Origin of the sequence: Aliidiomarina celeris (assembly GCF_003316875.1) — a bacterium.
GTDB classification, from domain to species: Bacteria; Pseudomonadota; Gammaproteobacteria; order Enterobacterales; family Alteromonadaceae; genus Aliidiomarina; species Aliidiomarina celeris.
Map to the genome: position 1 here is coordinate 604,948 of NZ_QMIL01000001.1, position 23,800 is coordinate 628,747.

Annotated in this window: 17 protein-coding genes; 10 read left to right on the forward strand and 7 right to left on the reverse strand. The window is 49.8% G+C overall.

Features of this window, described 5'->3' with window-relative positions; translation table 11 throughout:
• Nucleotides 1–5: 5 nt before the first annotated feature.
• Entirely contained in the window at nt 6–743 is a 738-nt protein-coding gene (locus DQW12_RS02865; protein WP_157957833.1) for a DUF3108 domain-containing protein, read from the reverse strand.
• Nucleotides 744–1,019: 276 nt separating this feature from the next.
• On the opposite strand from DQW12_RS02865, the gene fadE reads away from it, so the two are divergent.
• On the forward strand, nt 1,020–3,461 hold the full coding sequence (fadE, locus tag DQW12_RS02870; RefSeq protein ID WP_113906341.1) for an acyl-CoA dehydrogenase FadE: 2,442 nt from the start codon (nt 1,020–1,022) through the stop codon (nt 3,459–3,461).
• Between the two features lie 100 nt (nt 3,462–3,561).
• Here the strand turns inward: fadE and DQW12_RS02875 are convergent, their stop codons facing one another.
• Both DQW12_RS02875 and DQW12_RS02880 read right to left on the reverse strand, forming a co-directional pair.
• Entirely contained in the window at nt 3,562–4,131 is a 570-nt protein-coding gene (locus DQW12_RS02875; RefSeq protein WP_113906342.1) for a thioesterase family protein, read from the reverse strand.
• On the reverse strand, nt 4,128–5,060 hold the full coding sequence (locus DQW12_RS02880) for an isopenicillin N synthase family dioxygenase (protein ID WP_113906343.1): 933 nt from the start codon (nt 5,058–5,060) through the stop codon (nt 4,128–4,130). The genes DQW12_RS02875 and DQW12_RS02880 overlap by 4 nt, the downstream gene beginning before the upstream one ends.
• A 212-nt stretch (nt 5,061–5,272) precedes the next feature.
• Between DQW12_RS02880 and DQW12_RS02885 the strand changes: the two genes are divergently transcribed.
• Nucleotides 5,273–5,650 (forward strand): hypothetical protein, encoded by a 378-nt coding sequence (locus tag DQW12_RS02885; protein WP_113906344.1) that lies wholly within the window; start codon nt 5,273–5,275, stop codon nt 5,648–5,650.
• A gap of 10 nt (nt 5,651–5,660) precedes the next feature.
• Here DQW12_RS02885 and DQW12_RS02890 read toward each other — a convergent pair whose 3' ends face one another.
• Together DQW12_RS02890 and DQW12_RS02895 are read right to left on the reverse strand one after the other, a co-directional pair.
• A complete protein-coding gene (locus tag DQW12_RS02890; protein ID WP_113906345.1) occupies nt 5,661–6,128 on the reverse strand; it encodes a hypothetical protein in 468 nt (155 codons plus the stop codon).
• A gap of 100 nt (nt 6,129–6,228) precedes the next feature.
• Nucleotides 6,229–10,170 (reverse strand): S8 family serine peptidase, encoded by a 3,942-nt coding sequence (locus DQW12_RS02895; protein ID WP_113906346.1) that lies wholly within the window; start codon nt 10,168–10,170, stop codon nt 6,229–6,231.
• Between the two features lie 267 nt (nt 10,171–10,437).
• Between DQW12_RS02895 and DQW12_RS02900 the strand changes: the two genes are divergently transcribed.
• Nucleotides 10,438–11,133, forward strand: a complete 696-nt coding sequence (locus DQW12_RS02900) for a 2OG-Fe(II) oxygenase (RefSeq protein ID WP_113906347.1) — start codon at nt 10,438–10,440, stop codon at nt 11,131–11,133.
• A 55-nt stretch (nt 11,134–11,188) separates the two neighbouring features.
• Here the strand turns inward: DQW12_RS02900 and rrtA are convergent, their stop codons facing one another.
• Both rrtA and DQW12_RS02910 read right to left on the reverse strand, forming a co-directional pair.
• Nucleotides 11,189–11,821 (reverse strand): rhombosortase, encoded by a 633-nt coding sequence (gene rrtA, locus DQW12_RS02905; RefSeq protein ID WP_113906348.1) that lies wholly within the window; start codon nt 11,819–11,821, stop codon nt 11,189–11,191.
• 15 nt (nt 11,822–11,836) lie between these two features.
• Entirely contained in the window at nt 11,837–14,266 is a 2,430-nt protein-coding gene (locus tag DQW12_RS02910; RefSeq protein WP_157957834.1) for an alpha/beta hydrolase family protein, read from the reverse strand.
• A gap of 189 nt (nt 14,267–14,455) precedes the next feature.
• Between DQW12_RS02910 and DQW12_RS02915 the strand changes: the two genes are divergently transcribed.
• The 7 genes from DQW12_RS02915 (at nt 14,456) to DQW12_RS02945 (ending at nt 23,781) form a co-directional block, all read left to right on the forward strand.
• Nucleotides 14,456–15,022: a hypothetical protein gene (locus tag DQW12_RS02915; protein ID WP_113906350.1), complete on the forward strand. Its 567-nt coding sequence runs from the start codon at nt 14,456–14,458 to the stop codon at nt 15,020–15,022.
• A 127-nt stretch (nt 15,023–15,149) separates the two neighbouring features.
• Entirely contained in the window at nt 15,150–16,712 is a 1,563-nt protein-coding gene (locus DQW12_RS02920; RefSeq protein WP_113906351.1) for an AbgT family transporter, read from the forward strand.
• A gap of 231 nt (nt 16,713–16,943) precedes the next feature.
• Nucleotides 16,944–18,131 (forward strand): acetylornithine deacetylase, encoded by a 1,188-nt coding sequence (gene argE / locus DQW12_RS02925; RefSeq protein WP_113906352.1) that lies wholly within the window; start codon nt 16,944–16,946, stop codon nt 18,129–18,131.
• Complete coding sequence (rnhB, locus tag DQW12_RS02930; protein ID WP_113906353.1) at nt 18,128–18,763, forward strand: ribonuclease HII; 636 nt, start codon at nt 18,128–18,130, stop codon at nt 18,761–18,763. Before argE ends, rnhB begins: the two co-directional genes overlap by 4 nt.
• A 14-nt stretch (nt 18,764–18,777) precedes the next feature.
• On the forward strand, nt 18,778–19,560 hold the full coding sequence (locus DQW12_RS02935) for an SDR family oxidoreductase (protein WP_113906354.1): 783 nt from the start codon (nt 18,778–18,780) through the stop codon (nt 19,558–19,560).
• 94 nt (nt 19,561–19,654) lie between these two features.
• Entirely contained in the window at nt 19,655–20,698 is a 1,044-nt protein-coding gene (locus DQW12_RS02940; RefSeq protein ID WP_113906355.1) for an efflux RND transporter periplasmic adaptor subunit, read from the forward strand.
• Complete coding sequence (locus DQW12_RS02945; RefSeq protein WP_113906356.1) at nt 20,695–23,781, forward strand: efflux RND transporter permease subunit; 3,087 nt, start codon at nt 20,695–20,697, stop codon at nt 23,779–23,781. Before DQW12_RS02940 ends, DQW12_RS02945 begins: the two co-directional genes overlap by 4 nt.
• Nucleotides 23,782–23,800: the final 19 nt, after the last annotated feature.

The window sequence follows — 23,800 nt, forward strand, 5'->3', positions numbered from 1 at the left end:
TTTACTTAATCTCGGTCTAACTGCTTCAAAACAAGCCGGGCTTGTTCCTTTCCTTCCTTAATTTGCTGCATTTGCACCAAGGTGTAGTTGTGCATGGGTGCAAACCAAAAGTAAGTTTCCCGCCGATCGGTTTCGCGTACGCGTTTTACCCGAATGGTTTCCATTTCGCCCACGGGTAATCGCAGCACTTCCGAGCTTTCGCGCTCAAATTCATAACGCCGATTACGCCCATCGTCGTCTATAAGTTCATACGCCCAGCTTGACTCGTTACCAGCCACATCAATTTGCAGTTGATGCAATACCGCGTTCGAGTCGAGCAATTGCTCCCGCCACTCCGCTTCAACTGGATCGCCGCCACGCGAAAGCAACGTTTGCTCGGCATAATTGAAGGTTACAAAATAGTCTTGGTTCGAGCCTGTTCCTTCACGGCGATAGGTAAATTCCAGTGGTTGCACTTGGTCGCCCTGCAAACGAAACACCGTGTCTTGATAGCGCCGATCGGACAAAAACAAAAAGCTCGCTTCTGTTGTTGTTTGATAACGCCAAAGCCCTTCGTCGCTCACACTAAGCGTGCGCGACGCTGTGCCATGCTCACGCCCGCGGCGCATTAGCAAATACTGCGCGTTATACGGTTGCGTGAGCGCTTCCGCGCGGCATCTTTCGTTCTGCATAGGCACCTGTGATTGTGATTGCTCCGTCGACTGTATTGGCTGCTGTGCCAATGCGAAACTCGCGACACTCATGGCGACCCCGCCCAAGCAAATTGCGGCACCAAGCTTTAACAGCGGCTTGCCAAATGTGCGGCTACGCCTTGCAAATCGCGGCTTCCATTCTTGATAGAGCATCATCATTAACCTTCTCTCATCCGTATTAGCGTAGTACGTATACTTTTTAATACGTATTACAGTGACATAAGACCCCTAAAATAGACACCAGTTCAACCAAGAAACTTGCAAATTTAGTGCAATTGTTCTAACGTGTGAAATAACTGGTCAGACCTCAAATTTAGGAGTAAAGCAATGAGCGTCGTTCTCTGGTGTATCGCAACCCTACTTGTATTGGGTGCACTTATTTATCATCGCGTGTCATTACTGACATTTACTGCAGGCACTGCTGTTATGTTGGCCATTGGCACCAGCTTTGGTGTATTTGCTTGGGTTCCGTGGGTAATTGCCGGCGTAATTTTATTACCCTTGGTGCTTAGCCCGGTTCGCAAAGCGCTATTAACCGCGCCTATTCTAAAGGTATTCCGCAAAATCATGCCGGAAATGTCAGAAACCGAACGTGACGCAATTGAAGCCGGCACAGTTTGGTGGGACGGCGAGGTTTTTCGGGGTAGCCCAGACTGGAAAAAGCTCCACACCATTCCTGCTCCACGCCTAACCGAAGAGGAACAAGCCTTTCTCGACGGTCCATGCGAAGAAGTTTGCAAAATGATGGACGATTGGGAAGCGACACATGAGCTTGCAGATATGTCGGCAGAAGTGTGGCAGTACCTAAAAGACAAAAAATTCTTCGCCATGATTATTAAGAAAGAATATGGCGGTTTAGAATTTTCAGCCTATGCGCAGTCTCGCGTGCTACAGAAACTGGCTGGTCATTCAACCATTTTAGCTAGTACTGTAGGGGTTCCGAACTCTTTGGGTCCAGGTGAACTGTTACAACACTACGGCACCGAAGAGCAGAAGAATCATTATCTGCCACGTTTAGCCAATGGTGACGAAATTCCATGTTTTGCCTTAACCAGCCCCGAAGCAGGTTCAGACGCAGGTGCCATTCCAGACACAGGCGTAATTTGTAAAGGCGAATGGGAAGGCAAAGAAATTATTGGTATTAAACTGAACTTCAACAAGCGCTACATTACGCTTGCGCCTATCGCTACAGTTGTCGGTTTAGCCTTCAAATTATACGACCCAGAAAAATTAATTGGCGACAAAGAAGAGCTTGGTATTACTGCGGCATTGTTACCGCGCGACACCAAAGGCATGGACATCGGTCGTCGTCACTTCCCATTGAATGTGCCTTTCCACAATGGTCCTATTCGCGGTAAAGACGTATTTATTCCCCTCGACTACATTATTGGTGGCCAAAAAATGGCCGGCAAAGGCTGGCGCATGCTGGTTGAATGTTTGTCGGTTGGTCGTGCCATTACCCTACCTTCAAACAGTGCAGGTGGCGCTAAGTCTATTGCACTGGCAACCGGTGCCTATTCGCGTATTCGCCGCCAGTTCAAATTGCCAATCGGTAAAATGGAAGGTGTTGAAGAAGCCATGGCGCGCATTGGCGGTAACGCTTACCTTATGGACGCGGTAACCAAAATGTCCACGCAAGGTATCGACTTAGGTGAGAAGCCTTCGGTTATTTCAGCTATTGCCAAATACCACATGACTGAGAAGCTTCGTTTAGTAATGAACGACGCTATGGACATTCATGGCGGTAAAGGCATTTGCTTGGGCCCAAACAACTATTTAGGCCGTGGTTACCAAGGTACACCTATTGCGATTACAGTTGAGGGTGCCAACATTCTTACCCGCAACATGATGATTTATGGACAAGGCGCAATTCGTTGCCATCCTTTCGTGTTAGAAGAAATGGAATCGGCCCACTTGGAGAACGGTAAAGAAGGTTTACGTCGGTTCGATAAAGCCTTGTTTGGTCATATTGGTTTTGTATTCAGCAACTTCTTGCGCTCTTGGTTCTACGGTTTGGGTGGCTACCATTTCGTAAGCACTCCAGCGAAAGACAGCACGGCGAAGTACTACAAACAAATGACACGCTTTAGTAACAACTTAGCGTTATTGTCAGACGTCGCTATGGGTGTTTACGGTGGCGAACTTAAGCGTAAAGAGCGCGTTTCTGCTCGTTTAGGTGACATGTTAAGCTACCTCTACATTGGCTCTGCGGTAATGAAGCGCTTCGAAGACGAAGGCCGTCGTAAAGAAGACCTACCTTTCGTGCATTGGGCAATGCAAGACACCTTGTTCAAGCTGCAAGAAAGCCAGCGTGCGCTACTCGAAAACTTTGCGCCGGTTGGTGGCTTCATGAAGCTGATCATGTTCCCGTTCGGTCGCTTCGTAAAAGCACCTTCAGACAAGCTTGATCACAAAATCTCGCGCTTACTGATGGAGCCTAGCGACGTGCGTACGCGTTTAGGTGAAGGGCAATTTGTTGCACCGGAAGGGCCGTTTGGCTACCTCGAAACCGTGTTGAAAGACATTATTGCTGCGGAACCATTGCATGCGAAAGTTGTGAAGGCTGCGGGTGATCGTATGCCGTTTATCTTCCTCGACAAGGTAGCCGCCAAAGGCAAAGAACTGGGTGTGCTTAATGACGAAGAAGTGGCGCTGCTTGAACGTGCGGAAGCTGGCCGTTTGCGCGTTATTAATGTCGACGACTTCGACCATGAGTATCTGCTTGCAGGTGCAAAAGGTAAAGACGAAGCTGCACGCGACGCTGCATAAGCGTTGGCGTTGCCTCTGCGCGCGGCACTGCCGCGCGATAGTTCAAAACAAAAACCCGTTCCAAGGAACGGGTTTTTTATGTGCTGTAAAGCAGGCGCTGTTACGTTGCTTGATTGTCGAGTTGTTCACGCTCTTTGCGTGATTGTTCCGACAGCTCCGTTAAGCTTTGCTGCCAACTGGCAACCCACTCCGGCAGCTCCGGCGATACAAGATTGGCGTGTCCAGTTCCTGCTAACAACTCCGCGGGTGTCATACCGCCCTTCTTTTTGCTCCAAAACATACCACGAATAACAACAATGGCCGCTAAGCGGTCGTGCTGGTCTAAAATCCGATGCTCCAAGTACGCCCATTTTTCATTCCAGCCCAATAAGCGAGTTTCGATATAAAACCGATCGAAAGCCTTCAATTGGCGGATAAAGCGTGCAGTTGCGTCGCCAATAACCGGAATACAGCCTTCTTTTCGTGCAACTTGAAAACAGCCTGTACGAATAAACCAGTCCATGCGGCCCAAGTCGGCAAAGGTTAAATAGCGACCATTATTCACATGAAAGTTCAGGTCAAGATCATGAGGCATTACTCGCGAGCGCACCCGCAAGGTGTCAAGCGGCTCGCAACGCGGAACGCGCGAGCGCTTCACTAAAATCCATAGTAACCGCCCAAGCAAACTCATTTAATTAAACCAATTTCGCGTAAGCGCTCCATCAGGTAGTCGTCTGCTGTAATCGCCGGCTCTTTTTTCGGATTCTCTTCGCTTACACAGCTGTCTAATGCGTCTATCACCACATCTGGATTGAAATGCAAAAAGAACGGAATGGAGTAACGGCTTTTCTTATTGTGTGGTGCTGGTGGGTTCACTACTCGGTGCGTTGTCGACGGCAACACGCCATTCGTTAAGCGTTGCAGCATATCGCCCACATTACAAATAATAGCGCCTTCCAGAATAGTGACCGGAATCCACGTACCACTTTTCGACAACACTTCTAAGCCCGGCTCACGAGAGCCGACTAAAAGCGTAATCACGTTGATGTCTTCATGCGCCGCCGCACGAACGGAAGGCGTACCTTCTTCTACAATGGGCGGGTAATGCAATGGCCGTAATATGGAGTTGCCATGGTTGGTTTTATTCTGAAAATAGTCGCGTGGCTGCTTTAAATACACTGCAATGGCTTCTAGAACACGGCTGCCCAGGGCGTCTAATGCATTAAACAATTCAACCATGTGGGTTTTAAAGTCGGGTAACTCAGCCGGCCAAATATTAGACGTTAACTGCGGATGAGCCGCACTTCCTTCAACTTCACGGCCTACATGCCAAAACTCTTTTAAATCCACATGCTTTGCGTCTTTTGCTATTTCTGTACCAAACGGCGTATAACCGCGCGCACCGCCACCACCAGGAATGTGATATTGCTTCTTCACCGCTTCCGGGAGTTCGAATAAGCGGGCGGTTGTGTCGAGCGCTTGTAAAATCTGCTCTTTCGGAATCCCATGGTTGGTTAACGCAACGAAGCCATTGCCTTCATAACCCTCGCCAAGCGTTTTCACAAATTGGTCGAAATCGTTTTGGTATAAACCAACGTCTACATGTGGAATTGAGCTCATCTGTTACTGCCTTAAATTAGTCTAGAGTACTGTGCGATCCTATACGCAGCGCCCATCTGAAACAAGAACGAAAGGCGCTATTGAGCGGTTTTTTAGTACAGTTTGCAAAATGCATGATAAACTTCTAATACAATCATTTATTTGCGCCAGTTCGGTGACCGCAAGTTCGGCCAGTGAACGCGCTAATTCACGCCACTAAGAGCGGATCAAAAATGGCAAAGCCTTCAAAACATAAGCAGCTACCGCAAAAAAAGCAAAAGGCGCAGGAAAAACGCCTGCCACGCTCAATCAAACTCTTTGGTTGGAGCGTTATTGCCGCGGCACTCTTCATTTGGGGCATTCCCCTCGCCTACGACATTTACTTAGCCTTTACCCCAGCACTACCCGAGCACATTGAACGTCAAACACGCACAATAGCCGAACACACTGCTGTTATTTTCGGCATCGCGGTATTTGTATTAGGCTGTTTACTGGCGCTTCGCCGCTGGCAGTGGGAACGAAAACGCGCCCGCTTGCAGCAACTTATTCGTGACTACAAAATAAGAAAAGCAATGAAGGCGCGTGAGTCTGAGAGCAATACGAATCAATAAACAACCTGGCTTACATTTCAGCTTTAGATGCGGTTACGCAGACATTGCCTCTAAGCAACAAGCCGGGCTCTGGCAGCACTTCACAGGTTCCCATCATGCCAGACTCATTTACCCGTTGGCGTACCATGTTGTTATAACGCTCAACGAGCCCCAATAAAAGCTGCTCATTGGTCGTCTCTGTAGAGTAAAGTAGGAAGCGATCAGGGCCACCACAGGGTCGGTAACCTAAGCCTACCAGTTTACAATGCTCAACACTTGAAGCTGTAGGTCCTCCAACTTCAGAACGAATAGCTCTCAGCAACGCATTTTCACGTTCCTCGTTGGTGGCTAGTTCATTTATTACGGTTAGTTGCTCTTCTAGTTGCTCCGTTTGATTATTTACCCTCGCGCTATCTTGAGACTTCTCAAGAGCGTCACCGCAGCCTATTAAACTTAACGACAACAATACTGCAGGAATAAAAGCTTTGGTAAAACTCATAACTAAAATATCTCCTTAAAAAAAGGGCCGTTAAACGGCCCTTTTGTTTCGAACGTTACTCAGTAGTAGTATCCTATTTTACCCTACTGATTGCCGCCAGTTATTTCTGTACTTTTACAGAGCGACGACGTAACCATACGAGTGGTAAGCCGAGCAATGCGATGAACGCACCGAAGCTACCTTCGTACCATTTCTTACTGCTTGATACGCGCTCAACTTGAACAGTTACAGTCGCAGTGCTTGAAAGCTCACCATCAGAAGCTGTTACCTCAAAGGTTAAGGTGCCATTTTCATTTGGCGCAGTGAATGATGCACTCGCAGAGTTACCACCACTCAAGCTTACCGCAGTACCACCTGTTTGCTCCCAGCTGTACGTCACTGTGTCGCCATTGGCGTCAGTAGCTGTTGCAGAAAGAGAAACAGACTCGTTGCCTTTAACCGTACCTGGACCAGAAGCTGAAACTTCAGGAGCTACGTTCTCCAGCATCACTTCAACTTCAACAGTTGCAGGCGCTGAAGTGTTACCTTCGCTGTCTACCAGTTGATACGTGAAGCTGTCGGTACCTACGAATTCACCGTCACCCACATAAGTGAATGTAGTGCCTTCGAAGGTTACTTCACCATGTTCTGGTGCAGTAACAACTTCAATCGTTACATCACCCACGGCATTCACGAAGATAGGTGTAGCAGCATTCAAGTCACCGTTATAAGTGTCCGCAGTTACATGCGAGTACACAGGGGCAGACTCTGCTGAAACGTAGTTCGCTAAGTCGTAGCTAATGTCGCCAGTACGAAGACCTGAAGTGCTTGCATCTTTAACTGAACCGAAGTGCGGAATGGTCAGATCATAGTCGATTGTTACATAACCGCGCTGTGAGTCTACACTTACTGCATAAGCTTCACCTGTCGCTGGCAATGTACCTGCACCGTCAAAGAACTGAGAAATACCAATTGCACTGTTTGCGTCTTCAACACCTACTGAAGCGCCCCAGAATCCTGCATCTGGCAAGTCCACGTAGTTGAAGATCACCTCGTCTGAACCCAGTTTGATCCAAACCGCAAAGGTATATGGCCCAAGCCCGAAGACATCACTTGCTAAGTATTCTTTAACTTGATTCCATTCCCACACAAACCAGAGGTTACCCGCACCGTCGTCAACAAGATTATAAATCATGCTAGCGTTCGGACCGTCAATTTCCATGTCAGTCCAGAAAGGTGCCATTTTACCAAATGGAGCTTGCCCGTCCGGTAATTGACGTGATGTAAAGGTACCACTCACATTTTGGTCACCGAGCGCCATGAAGCCATTCTCTGAAATGCTTACATAGTCAACTTGTGTACCATCCCATGTGAAGCCACCGAACATCCCGATATTGAGGCCAATGCTCACTTCGTCACAATACTCGTCAGCGCCACAAATGGTGAGGTAGTCGTCTGTTACGTCAGCAAGTGACTGGCCTGCAAATGGGAACGCAACAGCGTCCATGCTTGCAGACGGTGAGCTACCGCTCGCCATGCTTGCCGCAACAGTCACGGTTTTGTTGTCACCCGCTACCGTAGTACCGAGAACAGTTGAATATAGAGAGTCAACTTCAACCGATTCCGTGTCAAGCACTGCACCTTCTGGTAGGCGTGATATTAAGCTCAGCATTGGGATTTCGAAACCTGCGTCGCGCAGTAAGGTACGCACAGAGAATGCTTCACCCGCATTCACAGCACCCGAAGTTACAAACGAATCCAATACTTGGCGGTTGTCAGCAGACGATGGAGAAACCACTACAGGAATACGCACGTCAGCAAACTCACCACTTGCATCAGTCCATACCACGTGGCCAAACTGCCAGCCTTCGGCCGCAGAACGAGCGTCCACAGTTAAACGGAAGGTTGCACTACCGTTTGCGTCTAGCGACAGTGAGTCTGTGTTTAAGCTTCCAGTTAAACCACTTCCTTCACGGAAAGACACAGAACCGTGCCATTCACCGGCTTGGTCCAGCAAGTTTGTTACCGTGCGTTCAAATGTACACTCAATCACACAGGTGGTGCCCACAATAGAAGGACCATCAATTGCAATTGCAGTATTCATTGCTGCTGCAATGTCCAAACGACCTGCACCAATATCGAAAGCGTCTGCAGGTGTTACTGCATCTTCTTTGCGAATATTCGGATTAGACGAAGTCATTAAGACTGATTTAATTTCCTTTGCATCTAGCTCTGGGCGCATTTGACGAATCAAGGCCGCAGCACCCGCTACATGTGGAGACGCCATTGACGTACCAGAATACTCAGCGCTGTATGCATCGTTCTCACCCGCGATCGCAGAGAGAATATCGCTACCCGGTGCGGCGATATCAGGCTTCAAGAAGCTCGCATCAAAGTTTGGACCGCGGCTTGAGAAACCAGACATGATATCGATGTTATTTTCATTAACAATCGTCATTGCTGGTGAAATTGAACCGGCAACAACAGAGCCGTCTGCCAATAAGCCCGTTACAGCTTCAGCGTCTGATTGCAAAATAGCAACAGAAGGTAAAGTAGCGCCGTCCATAGTCATTAAAATAATGCCTGGAGCGTTATTACCAACCACCATCCCAATGGCGCCCGCTTCTTGTAAGTTATTGGCTTTGTCAGTAAATGCACAAGTACCACGCGCGGTGTATACAATGTGCCCTTCAAAAGCGCCCTCTTCAAACGGCTCACACGCAAGCGCATTTTCTGCGTCTGCGGTACCCGCCCAAATCATTGGCCCTTCAATCATTTCAGTAATTGTGAAGTCACCATTGCCAGGCCACGCTTGTACGCTGTCTTCAATGCCTTCTACTTCAACTAGACTACCGAAAGTCCGACCATGCTGGGTAGACGCAACCGTTAAACCTTCCTCAATACATGAAGGACAACCAATAGAGCCAGCAACTGGACCGGAGTTACCCGCCGCAGTAACCACTACAACGCCAGCAGCCTCAGCCGCTTGGAATGCAGCATAGTAAGGGCTGGTTTGTGGATTACCTGGACCGCCGCCCCATGAGTTGTTAATAACATCAGCACCGTCGGCTACAGCATCTTCCAATGCTTGCACAAGCATGATGTTTGAACCGCCACCGCGACCTGACGTATCGTTAAATAGTGCTTTATACGCCATTAGCGTAGCGCCCGGCGCCACACCAGAAAACGACGTTTCAACACCTTCATAGGTAATAGAAACGTGGTTACCAACCGCGGTACCCGCTACGTGTGTACCATGGCCACCGAAGTCTTCAGGGCTGATATGCTCGTCAGGATGAACTTGGAAGGTAGGGGTGTAATAACGTGCTACCGCAAGTTTATCGTTACAGAAAGTTGGATCGATTACCGAGCAGTAGTCGTCCGTAGGTAAACCTTCTGGACGCGTGTGACCATTGGCCGCAAACATGGCATGACCAGAGTTGATACCACCGTCAATCACTGCTACGCGAACACCTTGGCCCGCCATATCACGCGAACCAATCATTTCCCACACTGCTGGAGAGTTGATCAGCTCATTCGACGCATCCATGTTGGCATAATACATTTTATGCTCATGAACACGTTTTACGCCTGGAGTACGAGCTAGCTGACGAGTAACGTCAGTACCTTTCGGAACTTCAATAATAAGAGAGTTCGAAACAATGCTCAGGTTACGCATCACATTCAAGCCAGCAACTGACTGGCGAAGCTGCTGTGCAACCGCGTCTTGCTCAGCACGAAGCTGATTTGCATACTGTTGAATCTCAGGTTGGCTCAGGTCCAAACGCCCCACATCAGCACTGTTTGCACGGGGACCAGTAGTACCGAATTGAAGCGCAATTGGCTGTGACTCTAGTTCAACAATATAATAATCTGGGAATTCTTTTGCTTGCTCTCTGTTCATTGGATCCTGTTTTACAAAGCCTTGACCTTGTGAAAACGAATCAATAGACAGTCGTTTATCAGCGGAAGTATTTGCCGCTGCAACCCCAACAGACAGCGATGCTGCCACCAAAGTTGCAACAACACTTAACTTCATTTTAGGTGTTGTAGTTTTAACCATTATAAACTTCCTATTTTTATGTTGTTCCGCACTATATGGAAAGCCAGCCTTGCACCAACAAACCACACCGGAAAGTTCATAATATCAGTGAAAAGTTATTAAGCAAGCGACGAGTTATAACAAAAAGAATATACGGCGACGTCAGAATTGTTACTAAATGTTTCGCCGATTGGTCTGAGCTAACTCAAGGCAGGAAATACAAGGGGTTTACGCAAATTCACAGATATGTAAAGCTCTACACGATTACAACTTAACTAGAAATTAACCATGACCGACTTTATTGGAATTTACGATAACGCCCTGCCCGCTGATTTTTGTCAGCGTTTTATTGAACGCTTTGATCAAAGTCCGCATAGACAAGCGGGACGCACCGGGCATGGGGTCGAGCCGGATAAAAAAGTAAGTGAAGACTTGTACCTGGACCAGCTTGCTGACTTTCAACAGGAGCTGGCTTTTATTCGTGACACCACGCGACGCTATGTATTGGAGTACTTTAAGCAGCACCACTTCGCTTTAATTGCGCCGATTGCCTTGAAAGTAAAGCACCCTAAAACTGGCGAGCCGGTGAATTTAACGCACGAAAACTTTGACGAAGTTGCTGCAGGTAACGAAGAAGCCTACATGAAGTTGCTGTACCGCTTGGGTGCTATTCAGGCACAAAAATACAAAGCCAATGAAGGTAACTACAACTATTGGCATTGTGAAGTGTACCCACAGAAGGGCAGCGTAGATGCGTTACACAGAACTTTGTTGTTTATGTATTACTTGAATGACGTGGAAGAGGGAGGAACCACCGATTTTTATTACCAAAACAAGCAAGTCCAGCCGAAGCAGGGCCGCATGGTTATAGCACCGGCATACTTTACCCACACACATCGTGGCACAACGCCGGTAAGTAACGACAAATACATTCTTACGAGTTGGGTGCTTATGAACCCAGCCAAGCTTCTATTTGGCGCGTGACTGCTCCCCGCCTTAAGCGCTCAAAGGCCACGGGCGAGGGTTTATGGCGTGTTTGCTAACGATTATGCTTAGCGCTTGAATCGCGCTCACGCTTGCTAACCCCGAGCGCCCGCTGCACAAACGCGAGAACAATGCCGGTAACCACTCCGTAAAAATGAGCAGACACCGCTAAATCAGATTCTGTTGGTACCACGACAATACCCTGCTCTATCGCAGCGGGCGCCAGCCAGTAGTCGTATACCGCCTTGCCTGTTATGCCCAACAATAAAATCCAACCTAATTTTACCTGCTGTAACACATCGCTCAGTGCACCCCAGGCAAACATGCCATAGAGAGTGCCGGAAAAGCCGACGTAATAAACCACATTCGGATCGGTCACTAACATGCCCATATTCGCACCGAGGGCAATAATCACTACCACCGCCAAATAACGAAAGCCGGGCGCATGCTCGGCGAACAGAAGCCAAAACAACAACAAACCGCTCATGTTTAAGGCCAAGTGCCCTACTTCCAAATGCATAAATTGGCCGCTCAGCAGCCGCCAAAGCTCACCACTGAGAATTGCACTTCGGTCGTACACCAAGCTCATTTTTAATGTTTCGGGGAGTAAAAACAGCGCCGCTAATAAAAGCGCCACCCCCACGGGTGGCACCAGATAAGCGCGAGCAATAGGCAATTGCTTTAGCATAGTAAAAACTTATGGTTATTTTTCTGGGTACAAATAGTCCCACCATTCTGGTTGATCTTTCAAGTGCTTGTCGAAAAATGCCATGTAGGTGTCCCACCAGTGAAAGCGTGTTTCGCGGTCGATCACGTGGTGGTCTACACCTTTGTATTCCACCAGTTCCACCTCTTTGCCGAGCAGCTTCAGTGCGCTGTACATGTTGTGGCTTTCGCCCGGCGGTACATTGGTGTCGGAGTCGCCGTGTATCAGCAACATCGGTGCAGTCACCTTGTCCGCATGGAACACGGGACTTTGCTGGCTGTAGAGTTCTGCGTTATTCCACGGGAACGAGCCTTTCGACGCTTCACCAGAATACAAGAAGCCCCACCAACCTTGACCCCAGTATGAGGTAATATTGCTAATGCCGGCATGCGACATTGAAGCACTGAAGATATCCGTCATGGTGGCAAGTAACATGGTCATAAAGCCGCCATACGAGGCCCCCAAATGCCCCACCCGATCCGCATCAACAAAGTCGTGCGCGTCGAGGAAACGCTTAGTGCCCTCAATAATGTCGCTGGCTGTGTATTCACCCCACGCATTCACATGCCGCGCCGAAAACTCTTGGCCAAAGCCGGTTGCGCCGGTTGGCTGTAGCACGTACACCACATACCCTTGTGCCGCCCATTGATTAAACGGATAACGCCCAGTGAATCCACGCTGAACAGGCGAAGTACCGCCGTAGTAATACACCAATGCCGGATACTTCGAACGCGGGTTAAAGTTTGGCGGTAAATAAACGCGCCCATAAATGGTATCGCCGCGCTCATTTTGGAAGTTCCACTCACGAATGTCATGAATATGATGGTTACGGAAGTAGAGAGGTGCACTGTCCCACAGCACCGCAGCGGTGTTTTCGTCGAGCGCGATACGTCCCATGCGGCTTGGCTTGGTCGCGTCACTACCTGCAAAGTAAATACGTGGCGTGCTCTCTTTACTTGCAGTAAAGCTATTCACCACATCTACACCGGTACTGATACGCGTATATTGGCCATCACTGGTGCGGTATCTATAGAGCTGAGTGCGGTCTCGATCAGTCGTCGACAATAAAATATCACCGTTGGTTAACGCCTGTGCAGAACCAATCGCCGGATTAAAATTCACGCTTAACGGAGTCACCTCGCCATTGCGCGCCAACCGATACAGCTGCCCGTCATAGTTATTAGCGAGGAAACCTTCTGGCAAGTTTCGCCCCGCACCGTCGCCAAATTCCGGACCCGCCACTACGTAAATGTCGTCATTCACGTAAAACGCTTGATTAAACGTGCGGTGTTCACCGAGTTCGATAACTTCGTCCGTTGCAAGGTTCATTTCACGCAGCAGCATTAAATAGTGTGCAGGCTCACGATAGTCGACTTTGCGTTCACTCACCAAAATACGATCACCACTTGCGTGGCTCGCTTCAAAGCTGATCGAACTGTCGCCTTGCGTAATTTGCTTAAGCGCCTGCGACTGAGTATTCAGTACATAGAGCTGGCTGTTGTCACGAAAGTAGCTCCAGCGGTCTTCTAAAGCGCGGTAACGTTTTACGGTGTCGCCGTCTTGCTCGCCCCGCTCGTTCCAACTGAACACCAGTTCATTAGCCGACAGCCAATGCAGCCCGCGCGCGCCAGTTAATGCGCTACTCAGCGGTGTTACCGACAAATCGGTTAAGTTTAAGAGTTGAACACGGTTATTTTGTATAAAGGCTAACCGTTCACTGTCGTCATTCCAGGCAAAACTGTGTGCGGAACCGTCTTGCCAACGAAAAATCGTACGCTCTGCACGTGCGTCAAAAACTTGTAGGTCAACTTGAGCAGTATTTCCTGTAGCCTCTGTGTAATGCTCACGGCGCCAAACCAAAAATTCACCATTCGGTGACGCATTCACGTAGGTCGTTGTTTCCGCGTCGAACATCAGTGGTTGACTTACCCGCAGTCGGTTCGGTAGCTCTGCATTCACTTGGTCGTGGTCCGCTTTGCCTTGCCAGCTTACTTCAAGCGCTTGCCAATCGTCGGCCTTTTCAACCAACACCAGCAATTGATGGTCACCCGTTGGCAGCACAAGTTCAGCACTACCCTCTGTCTGCTCAACCCATTCACCATTTAAGTAAAAGCTTACTTGCTCGGCGCCAGCGACCGACACCTTACCTTGGGTAAAGCGCTGGGTAGCCAGCGGTATATGAAGCACAGGCAAGTTTTCGATACTGCCGTTTTTCTCTGTGAGGCGTGTTCCGCCGGGCAACGTATTTAACCACGACTGAATTAAACTCGACCGTAACATGTTGGCTTGCGGGCTATCAGCAAGCGCCACACCCACTTGAGCACGATCAACTTCATGCACCCATACTTGGTCACGGTCAATTGCTGCAGCCGATAAGCTTACGAATAATGCGCTCAGCACCCATCCATATTTCAGCATTTTTTTCATTCTCATACCTTTTATCCGTTTTGATGAGCAAACTCATTGCAATAGAATTAATAGCAATAATCATACATGAATACGCTGCCAAGCAAGTTCCTGATTCGTTCATTAACCGAATCCTTACGTCGAAACATTCTCTGCCGAGCCAATAATGGTATAATCTCGCTTCATCACACTAAATATAGGAACTCCCGTATGAAGTTTTTTGTGTATGCCGCGCTCACTGCATTACCCTTTGTGGCGTTCTCTGCCCAGTCAATTACCCTTACACAGCCCAGCTATACGCATGTTTCGGCCTCGTACACCGACGGCAACCGCACTCAAAGTGGTATTTTTTTAGACGCTGAGTATGAACTTGACCATCAATTTTTCGTTACAGGTACTTACCAAAATTCGCGGTATCGCACCGGAGGCAACTCCTTTCGCGAGTCGGTAATCGACCTTGGCTTGGGCCGTTACTTCACCATTGCCGACGGTCTTACCTGGGACTTATCCGCTTCTGTTGGCCGCTATGCTCAAAGCGGTAACGTGTTCGGTTCTGGCAGTAATTTTCATACCCTCAATACCGGCTTTCGCAATCGCTTTGAAGCCTTTGAAACACGCGTAGGTTACCGCTATATAAAATATGAAGGCATGGCGAAACAGCACGGTCTGGTAGCCTCTGGCTGGTATTACTTCACGCCTCAAATGTCGGTTGGCGTAACCTTTAGCGACGTGTATTCCCAATCAACCTGGGGATTTGGCGCGCGCATTTTGTTCTAAATCGGGAATTCCTCGCTTTTCCCCCTACCCCCTGCGCACGGTTCCATGTATTCTTAGCCCACTAGCAAGCCGATTAACATCCGTTAAACCTATAGAGAACACGTGCGCATAACCACGGGGAATAACAATGAGCAACAATAACAACGCAAATGCTGGGGACAACCCAGACACTCTAATAAACCGCATTCTCAACCGCATTGAGGTTATCGGCAACAAACTGCCTGATCCCGCGGTTATGTTTGCTGCTTTACTGGTCATCGTATGGATTCTGAGCCTCATTTTTGCTCAGTTTAGTTACAGCGAACTCGACCCTCGTACCGCCAGCCCAATTGTGGTGAATAACCTCTTAGCACCCGACGCTTTGGCGAGTTTCTTGGCCAACATGGTAACAACCTTCACCTCGTTTGCACCTCTAGGTGTAGTGCTGGTTGCCATGCTCGGTATTGGTGTGGCAGAACGCAGTGGTTTTATTAACGTAGGCATTAAGTTGCTGTTGAACAACACGGCTAAGTTCTTACTCACACCTATTCTTATTTTAGTGGCCATTGTAAGCCATACCGCGGTCGACGCAGGCTACGTATTAGTTATTCCGCTCGGCGGCATTATCTTCTACGCGGCAGGGCGGCATCCATTGGCAGGTATTGCGGCGGCGTTCGCGGGTGTGTCGGGCGGTTTCAGTGCCAACTTCGTGCCCAGTGCCATCGACCCCATGCTACAAAGTATTACCCAAGAAGCGGCTCGCCTTTACGACACCGACATTCTATTAAACCCGCTGAACAACTGGTACTTCACCGCCGCCTCAAGCATTGTGGTGGTATTGGTGGGTTGGTACCTTACCGACAAGATTGTCGAGCCTCGCCTAAAGGGTGTCCAGATCGACGGCGACCCCGACGAGATTCCAAAAATTGAAGACGCAACACCTCAAGATCGCAAGGCATTCCGTGCCGGCGGACTCACCATGCTTGCGGGTATTGCGATTCTAGTTGCGGTAGTGCTGCCGGAAAATTCTGCATTACGCTCACCCACCGGTGAAATTGCCGCCTTCGACGCACCCTTAATGCAGTCGATTGTGCCGCTCATTTTCCTTCTGTTCTGGGTACCGGGCATTGTGCATGGTTTTGTTGCGGGCACCTTTAAAGAAAGCAAAGACGTGATTATGGCCATGTCAAAAACCATGGAAACCATGGCGTATTACTTGGTTATGGCTTTTTTCTGTGCTTTGTTTATTCGCGCGTTCGGCGACTCTAACCTCGGCATATTACTGGCCATGAAAGGGGCAAATTTCCTCCAGTCACTCGCTGTACCAGGACCCGTTACTTTGGTGGGTATTATCATGCTGGTGGCCATTATTAACCTCTTCGTCGGCTCTGCCAGTGCAAAATGGCTGCTCATTTCGCCGATTTTCGTGCCTATGCTCATGCAACTCGGTATTTCTCCCGACCTTACCCAGGCAGCCTATCGCGTAGGTGACTCGGTGAGTAACATTATTACGCCGCTGCTGCCCTACTTCCCCTTGGTTGTGGTGTACTGCCAGCGTTACGTGAAGAGTACCGGCATTGGTACCTTGGTATCCATGATGCTGCCGTTCAGTGTTGCACTGGGTATTGTTTGGACCGCGTTCTTACTCTTGTATTGGACAGTTGGAATTCCACTCGGAGTGCAAGCCAACTACCTTTACCCTGCAGGATAATTCACTGCAGTAAATGGGTAGCAAAAAAGAGCCGCAATTGCGGCTCTTTTTTATGGCCTCAACAAACTATCGGTTTGATCTATCATAGAAGCCTTCGTACTTAGCCACCGCTTCCACTCTGCACATTTAATGTTAAACTGAAGGCGTTCTGTTGTGCGCCCCTGAACCCAACACAATCCGTTGAGGCTTCATAGCAACTGTAAATAATTCTAACCGTGAGTATGCATTCCTATGGCTAAACTTCCTGCTTTTCTCGACATGTATCGTGCGCTCATCGCGTCGCCCTCTGTGTCGTGCCTAAACCCCGAATGGGATATTTCGAACAAGGCGGTAATCGACCAACTCGGCCAATGGTTAACAGCGCTCGGTTTTGAAGTACAAATAGAAGCGCTCGAGAGCCAAGCGGGAAAATACAATTTACTCGCTCGTATCGGTCCCGCGCACCTGAGCGGAGGCTTGCTACTGGCAGGCCATACCGACACCGTGCCTTGGGACGAAGGCCGTTGGACCCGAAGCCCGTTCGAGCTTACGGAAGCCGACAATAAACTTTACGGGCTGGGAAGCGCCGACATGAAAGGCTTTTTTGCCTTCGTTTTGGAAGCCCTGCGCGAGCTCGATTTAAGCAAGCTCACCAAGCCCCTTTACATTTTGGCAACTGCTGACGAAGAAACCACCATGGCTGGCGCCCGCGAGCTGCATCGTTTTGCCAATTTAAAACCGGAATACGCCATTATTGGCGAGCCGACCAATATGGTGCCCGTGCGCATGCACAAAGGCCATAGTACCGACTGCATTCGCATTACCGGAAGAACCGGGCATAGTTCTGATCCTGCCGCCGGGCTCAACGCCATTGAGGTTATGCACCAAGTCATTACTGAAATGATGGAACTGCAACAGCACTTTAAAGACAACTTTAATGAGCCCGCATTTAAAGTACCTTACCCTACCTTAAATTTTGGCCACATTCACGGTGGCGACGCGGCAAATCGCATTTGCGCCTGCTGTGAGCTCCACATGGACATGCGCCCACTGCCAGGCATGTCTATCGACTTGTTAGATCAACTGCTGCACGCACGCCTTGGTGAACTGCAAAAGCGTTATCCCAACGCAATTGCTATAGAAGCCATGCACCCACCTATTCCAGGTTATGCGTGTGCGGCCGACGCAACCTTAGTCAAACTTGCCGAGCGAATAAGCGGGCATGCCGCTGAGCCAGCAAACTATTGCACCGAAGCGCCCTTTGTTAATCAGCTCGGTTGCGAAACCATTGTTATGGGGCCGGGCTCTATTGCCCAAGCGCATCAGCCCGACGAGTTCATCCGCTTGGACGAAATTAAGCCTGCCCTGAGCCAACTCAAGTCGATTATGGAAAATCTGTGTTTCAATTTAAAACCTAACAACGCGGAGCCTGCCCAATGAGCACGCAACTGTTAGTGTGTGGCGCAGACGAAGCTGGCCGCGGCCCCATCGCCGGCCCGGTGGTGGCTGCGGCGGTTATTCTCGACCCGAACCAGCCTATCGAGGGTATTAACGACTCGAAGAAGCTGAGCGAAAAGAAGCGCAATGCGTTAAGTGAGATCATTAAAGAAAAAGCCTTAGCATGGGCAATTGCGCAGTGTGATCCCGATGAAATTGATCAGCTTAATATACTGCATGCTTCTATGTTAGCCATGAAGCGCGCGATCGAGTCACTCAGTATAGCCCCCGATAAGGCATTCATCGACGGTAACCGAATTCCGCCGGGGTTGTCGGTGCCGGCCGAAGCAATTATCGGCGGCGACGCCATTGAACAGTGCATTGGAGCCGCCTCAATATTGGCTAAGGTTGAGCGTGATCGGCAAATGCTCGAGTGGCATGAACGCTACCCAATGTACGAATTTAACAAGCACAAAGCCTATCCCACCAAGCAGCATTTGCAGTTGTTACAGCAGCATGGGGTAAGCCCCATTCATCGCAAAAGCTTCCGGCCGGTTAAATCGCTGCTTGAACACCCCCCTGCGGATCATGCACTGGCAAAGCCGATAACTAAAACACATAACAAAAAACAATAACTGAGGAATTTAAAATGAGTTCACTGCACGGCAAAACCATTTGGTTAACAGGCGCCTCTTCTGGCATTGGCTTGGCCCTCGCTGAAGCGCTTGCGAACGAAGGCGCATCACTCATTTTAACGGCGCGCAGTGAGGACACTCTCACGGCATTAGCCAACCGTTTACCCGGCCAGCACCATGTTGCCGTAATGGACTTAATGCAACCTGAACACGCATTTGAGTCTGCGACCAAAGTGGTTGCCGCACATCAAGTGGACATTTTAATTAATAACGCAGGCGTGTCGCAGCGAAGCTTGGCATTAGAAACCGATCTCAGTGTTTATCGCAAATTAATGGACATCAACTATTTTAGCGTTGTTGCCCTTACCCAAGCTGTATTACCCAGCATGGTTAAGCGCCAAAGTGGTCATATTGTTACGGTGTCTTCTGTGGCCGGCAAGGTTGGCACCAAACTCCGCAGTGGTTATGCAGGTTCAAAATTTGGCGTGATTGGCTTTATGGACTGCTTACGCGCAGAAATGCGTGAACACGGCGTGCATTGCACCACCATTTGTCCCGGTTTTGTAAACACCGCCATTGCCCATAATTCACTGGTGGGTAACGGTCAACCCCTTAATCAAGCCGACCCCGACAATGCCGGAGGTATTTCCGCGGAGCAATGCGCGCGCGCAATCGTAAAAGCTATCAAAGCACAAAAGGCAGAGGTTGTGGTTGCAGATGGCCTAAGTAAACTCGCGCCTTTGCTGAACCGTTTCTTTCCTAGCTTGGTACGCAAAATGGTTGCTAATCGCAAATAGCATTCAGCTAATGGCAGCGAACTGATCAAAAGCGCAGAAAATACGTACCCTATACATATCGTTCACTCAGTACGTTTTTTTATAAGGATTACCCATGCGCTCAATGAAGTTCGCGCTTTTCACCGCTGCCCTCACGGCCCTATTTGTAGCGCCAATGAGCCAAGCCCAACAATGGGGTGGCAACCGCCCTGCACAAGTGGTTGCGAGTAAAATAGCCTTCGACGCGAGAACTCAACGGGTTGAAGCGGTGGGCAACACCGAGTCGGTGCAATCTGTACTGATCTACCCCGCTGTGGGCGACTTGGTCACCTCCGTGCGTTTCGTGGCCGGCCAATATGTCGAACAAGGTGACATCTTGCTCGAGCTCGATAGCCGCCGCCAGCGTACAGCCTTACAGCGCGCTGAAATTGAATTGGTTGATGCGGAGCGCACCGTTGAGCGCTTGCGTGCCAGCCGAGAGCGAGGCGCCATTCCGCAAAGCGATCTCGACGACGCCCTCACCGTTCGTGATCTCGCTCGAGTGCAAGTTCGAGAAGCCGAAGCTAACTTGGAAGACCGCTTTGTGCGCGCCCCCTTCGACGGCGTTGTGGGCATTACCGATATTCAGCCTGGCGACCGTATTAGCGCCACCACCATGGTCACCACCATCGACAATCGCGAACAACTTTACGTGGACTTCCAAGCCCCAGAAACCGCGCTAAATTTACTACAGAACAACGACACGGTTGCCGCCACACCTTGGCAAAACAGTGCCGAAATACTCACCCTCAACATTGCCGATATCGACTCTCGGGTTGACCCACAAACACGTACCATTCGTGTGCGCGCACTCCTAGAAAACGAGGATGACAAATATCGACCCGGCATGAGCTTTCGTATTCGGTTGGAAATTGAAGGCGATTACTATGCCGTTATTCCAGAAGCCGCACTGATGTGGGGAGCCGAAGGCGCCTTTGTTTGGCGTGTAGCTGAGGGCAAGGCCGAACGGGTGAACGTAGAGATTCAACAGCGCCGCCGCGGTTCGTTATTAGTAGACGCCGATCTCACATCGGAAGACTTAATTGTAGTTGAAGGCGTGCAAACATTACGCCCTGGCCAAGCGCTTAATGTTTCGAATGCTGAGGAGCTGAGCCAATGAGTAACGAAAGCGCACTCACCAATGACTTACCCTCGCTGGCCATTCGCCGCCCGGTACTGATTGTTGTACTCAACCTACTGATTATTATCGCGGGTATTGCAGCGCTGAATGGTTTAGAGGTACGCGAACTGCCAGACGTTGATCGGCCGATTGTGACCGTGAGCGCAAGCTTTCCCGGCGGCTCTCCGGAAACCGTAGATTCAGAAGTAACAAGCCGACTCGAAGCGGCAGCTGCCCGTGTTAGTGGTGTGAAGTCTATTCGCTCGTCGAGCGAAGAAGGAAGCACTCGTATTGTTGTTGAGTTTAGGCCCACTGTCGATTTAGACACCGCCGCCAATGAAATGCGCGAGTCGGTAAGCCGCGTGCAACGGCAATTACCTCCCGAAGTGGAACAAGTGGCAATTATTAAGGCCGACAACGACGCCCAGTCGGTGGTCAGTGTAGCGGTAAGCTCCGACACCCTTCAACTCGAAGAGTTAACGGAACGGATTGAAACAGACTTAGCACCGCTGTTCCTGAACATTCCTGGTGTCGCCGACGTGCAGCTGCAAGGCGCGCGCGAGCGGGTCATGCGAGTTAACATTGACCCATTGCGGTTGTCGAGTTTCAACCTTACCGTTGCCGATGTAGCGAACGTACTACGCCAAGCGCCGTTCGACGTGCCGGCCGGCTCGTTAAAATCAACCGACCAACAACTGATTGTACGTGCAGACGCAACTTCCGTAAGCGCGGAGCAAGTCGAAGACATTATTATTAGCGGCGACACCCGTATTAGCGACATTGCCAACGTATTTTTTGGCCCTGCCGACGCCTCTAATATGGTGCGGCTCGACGGCCGCCCCGTTATTGGTATGGGTATCTTGCGCCAAGCCGGCTCCAACACCATTGAAATTTCGAACGAAGTTTTAAATCAGATCGAACAACTGCAGGCTCGTTTTCCTGAACTCACCTTCCAAGTAACCTCCGACGACGCCGAGTTTATCCGCGGGTCTGTACGTGAAGTCATTGTGTCCCTCTCGCTCACTATTGCCTTAGTTATTCTTACATTACGTGTATTCATTGGTTCATGGCGAGCCACTATTATACCAGCAGCCAGTATACCAGTGGCCTTAGTCGGTGCGTTGTCTGCTCTCTGGGTGCTCGGTTTTTCTATTAATATTCTTACCTTATTGGCCCTCGTGCTGGCCACCGGTTTAATAGTAGACGACGCCATTGTAGTGACCGAAAATATTCAACGGCGTCGCAGCTTAGGCTTAGGTGCGCGCGCTGCTGCCGTGATTGGTACTCGCGAAGTTTTCTTTGCAGTAGTTGCAACCACGGCTGTACTCGCGGCGGTGTTTATCCCGATCGCCTTTTTACCCTCCACCGCGGGCATGCTGTTCCGCGAGTTTGGCGGCACTCTTGCTATTGCAGTCATTATCTCGTCGTTTGTTGCACTTTCCTTGGTGCCTGCACTCACTGCAAAGCTGCCGATCAAAAAAGGTAAAGCAAGCTTACTCATGCGCTTTGGAGACCGTTTAGTCAATCTCTATGCCCGTAGTTTAGGGTTTTGCTTAAACCACGCATGGTGGGTGCTGGTTATTAGTTTGGCGCTTGCAGGCGGTGCTTTCACACTCTACCAAAGCCTAGAGAATGAACTTATGCCCACAGAAGACCGCGGCACTGTGCGTATTTTCGCTCGCGGGCCCGACGGTGTCGGCCTCGACTTTATGGACCGCCAAGCCTATCGGCTGGAAGAAATTTTAATGCCATACGCAGAAAGTGGCGACATTGACTCCATTTTCACTGTAGTGGGTCAATGGGATCCGAACCTTACCTTTATTACCGCTAAGTTAAAGCATTGGGACGAGCGCGATAAAAGCCAGCAAGATATTATCGACGCCATTAACGAGCCTATTTCCAGCGTAGCGGGTGTTTCTGGGCGCGCGTTTGGCAGCAACAGCTTAAACTTGCGTGGGCAAGGTGGCGGCTTAGAGCTCGCGTTAACCGGCCCCACCTATGAAATTATTTACGACGCTGCCTTAGCGTTCACTGCGGAAGTACGGGAGAAGTTGCCAGAATTAGGCTTTCCGCGTATTTCTTATCAGCCCACACAGCCACAGCTACGGGTAAACATAGACCGTCAACGCGCAGAAGAGCTTGGTGTGCCGCTATCGGACATTTCAACCACCTTGCGGGTCGCCATTAATGGCGACGATATCGCCGACTTGAATGTTGGTGATCAGTCTATCCCCATTATGCTGCGGGCCAACCGCAGTCGCGTGCAAGATCCAATCGACTTAGAGAACCTCTACGTGGGTGCTCGCGACGGCAGTTTAGTACCCTTATCTAGTATTGCGACCATTACCGAAGAGGGTGTTGCCGCGGAACTTGAGCGGCAATCACAACGACGCGCCATTGAAATAGACATGGAGCTACCCGATTCTATGAGTATTGAGGAGGCAGTGACAGCCCTGCGCGATATTGCCCAAGCCAATCTCCCCTCAGGCATTGGCTTAGTCTTTATGGGTGAAGCGCAGGCGTACGAAGAAACCGCTCGGGAAGTGCTTCTAACCTACGTTCTGGCCTTCCTTATTGTATTCTTAGTGCTTGCCGCTCAATTTGAAAGTGTGAATAGCGCAATTGTGGTGATGATTACGGTTCCATTTGGAATCGCTGCCGCCTTGTTCGCCCTCTTCTTAACCGGCAATAGCATTAACATTTACTCGCAAATTGGTTTAGTTATGCTCATTGGCCTGTTAGCGAAAAACTCTATTCTACTGGTGGAGTTCGCCGACCAGCTAAGAGACAAAGGCAACAGCGTGCGCGAAGCCGTTGAACAGGCTGCCACTATTCGCTTGCGCCCAATAGTAATGACCTTGGTTTCAACCCTGTTGGGTGCGCTGCCCTTAATTCTTTCCACCGGCGCCGGCGCAGAGGCCCGCAATGCTATAGGCTGGGTGGTATTTGGTGGCTTGGGTATTGCCATGGTGTTTACCCTCTACTTAACGCCGGTACTTTATCTAGGCCTTGCGCGCTTCGTGAAGCCGCGTGCCGACGAAAGTAAGCGCTTGGAGAAGGAAATGAAAGAGGCGGAAGTTTAGCCGTAGCCTGCGGCGCACC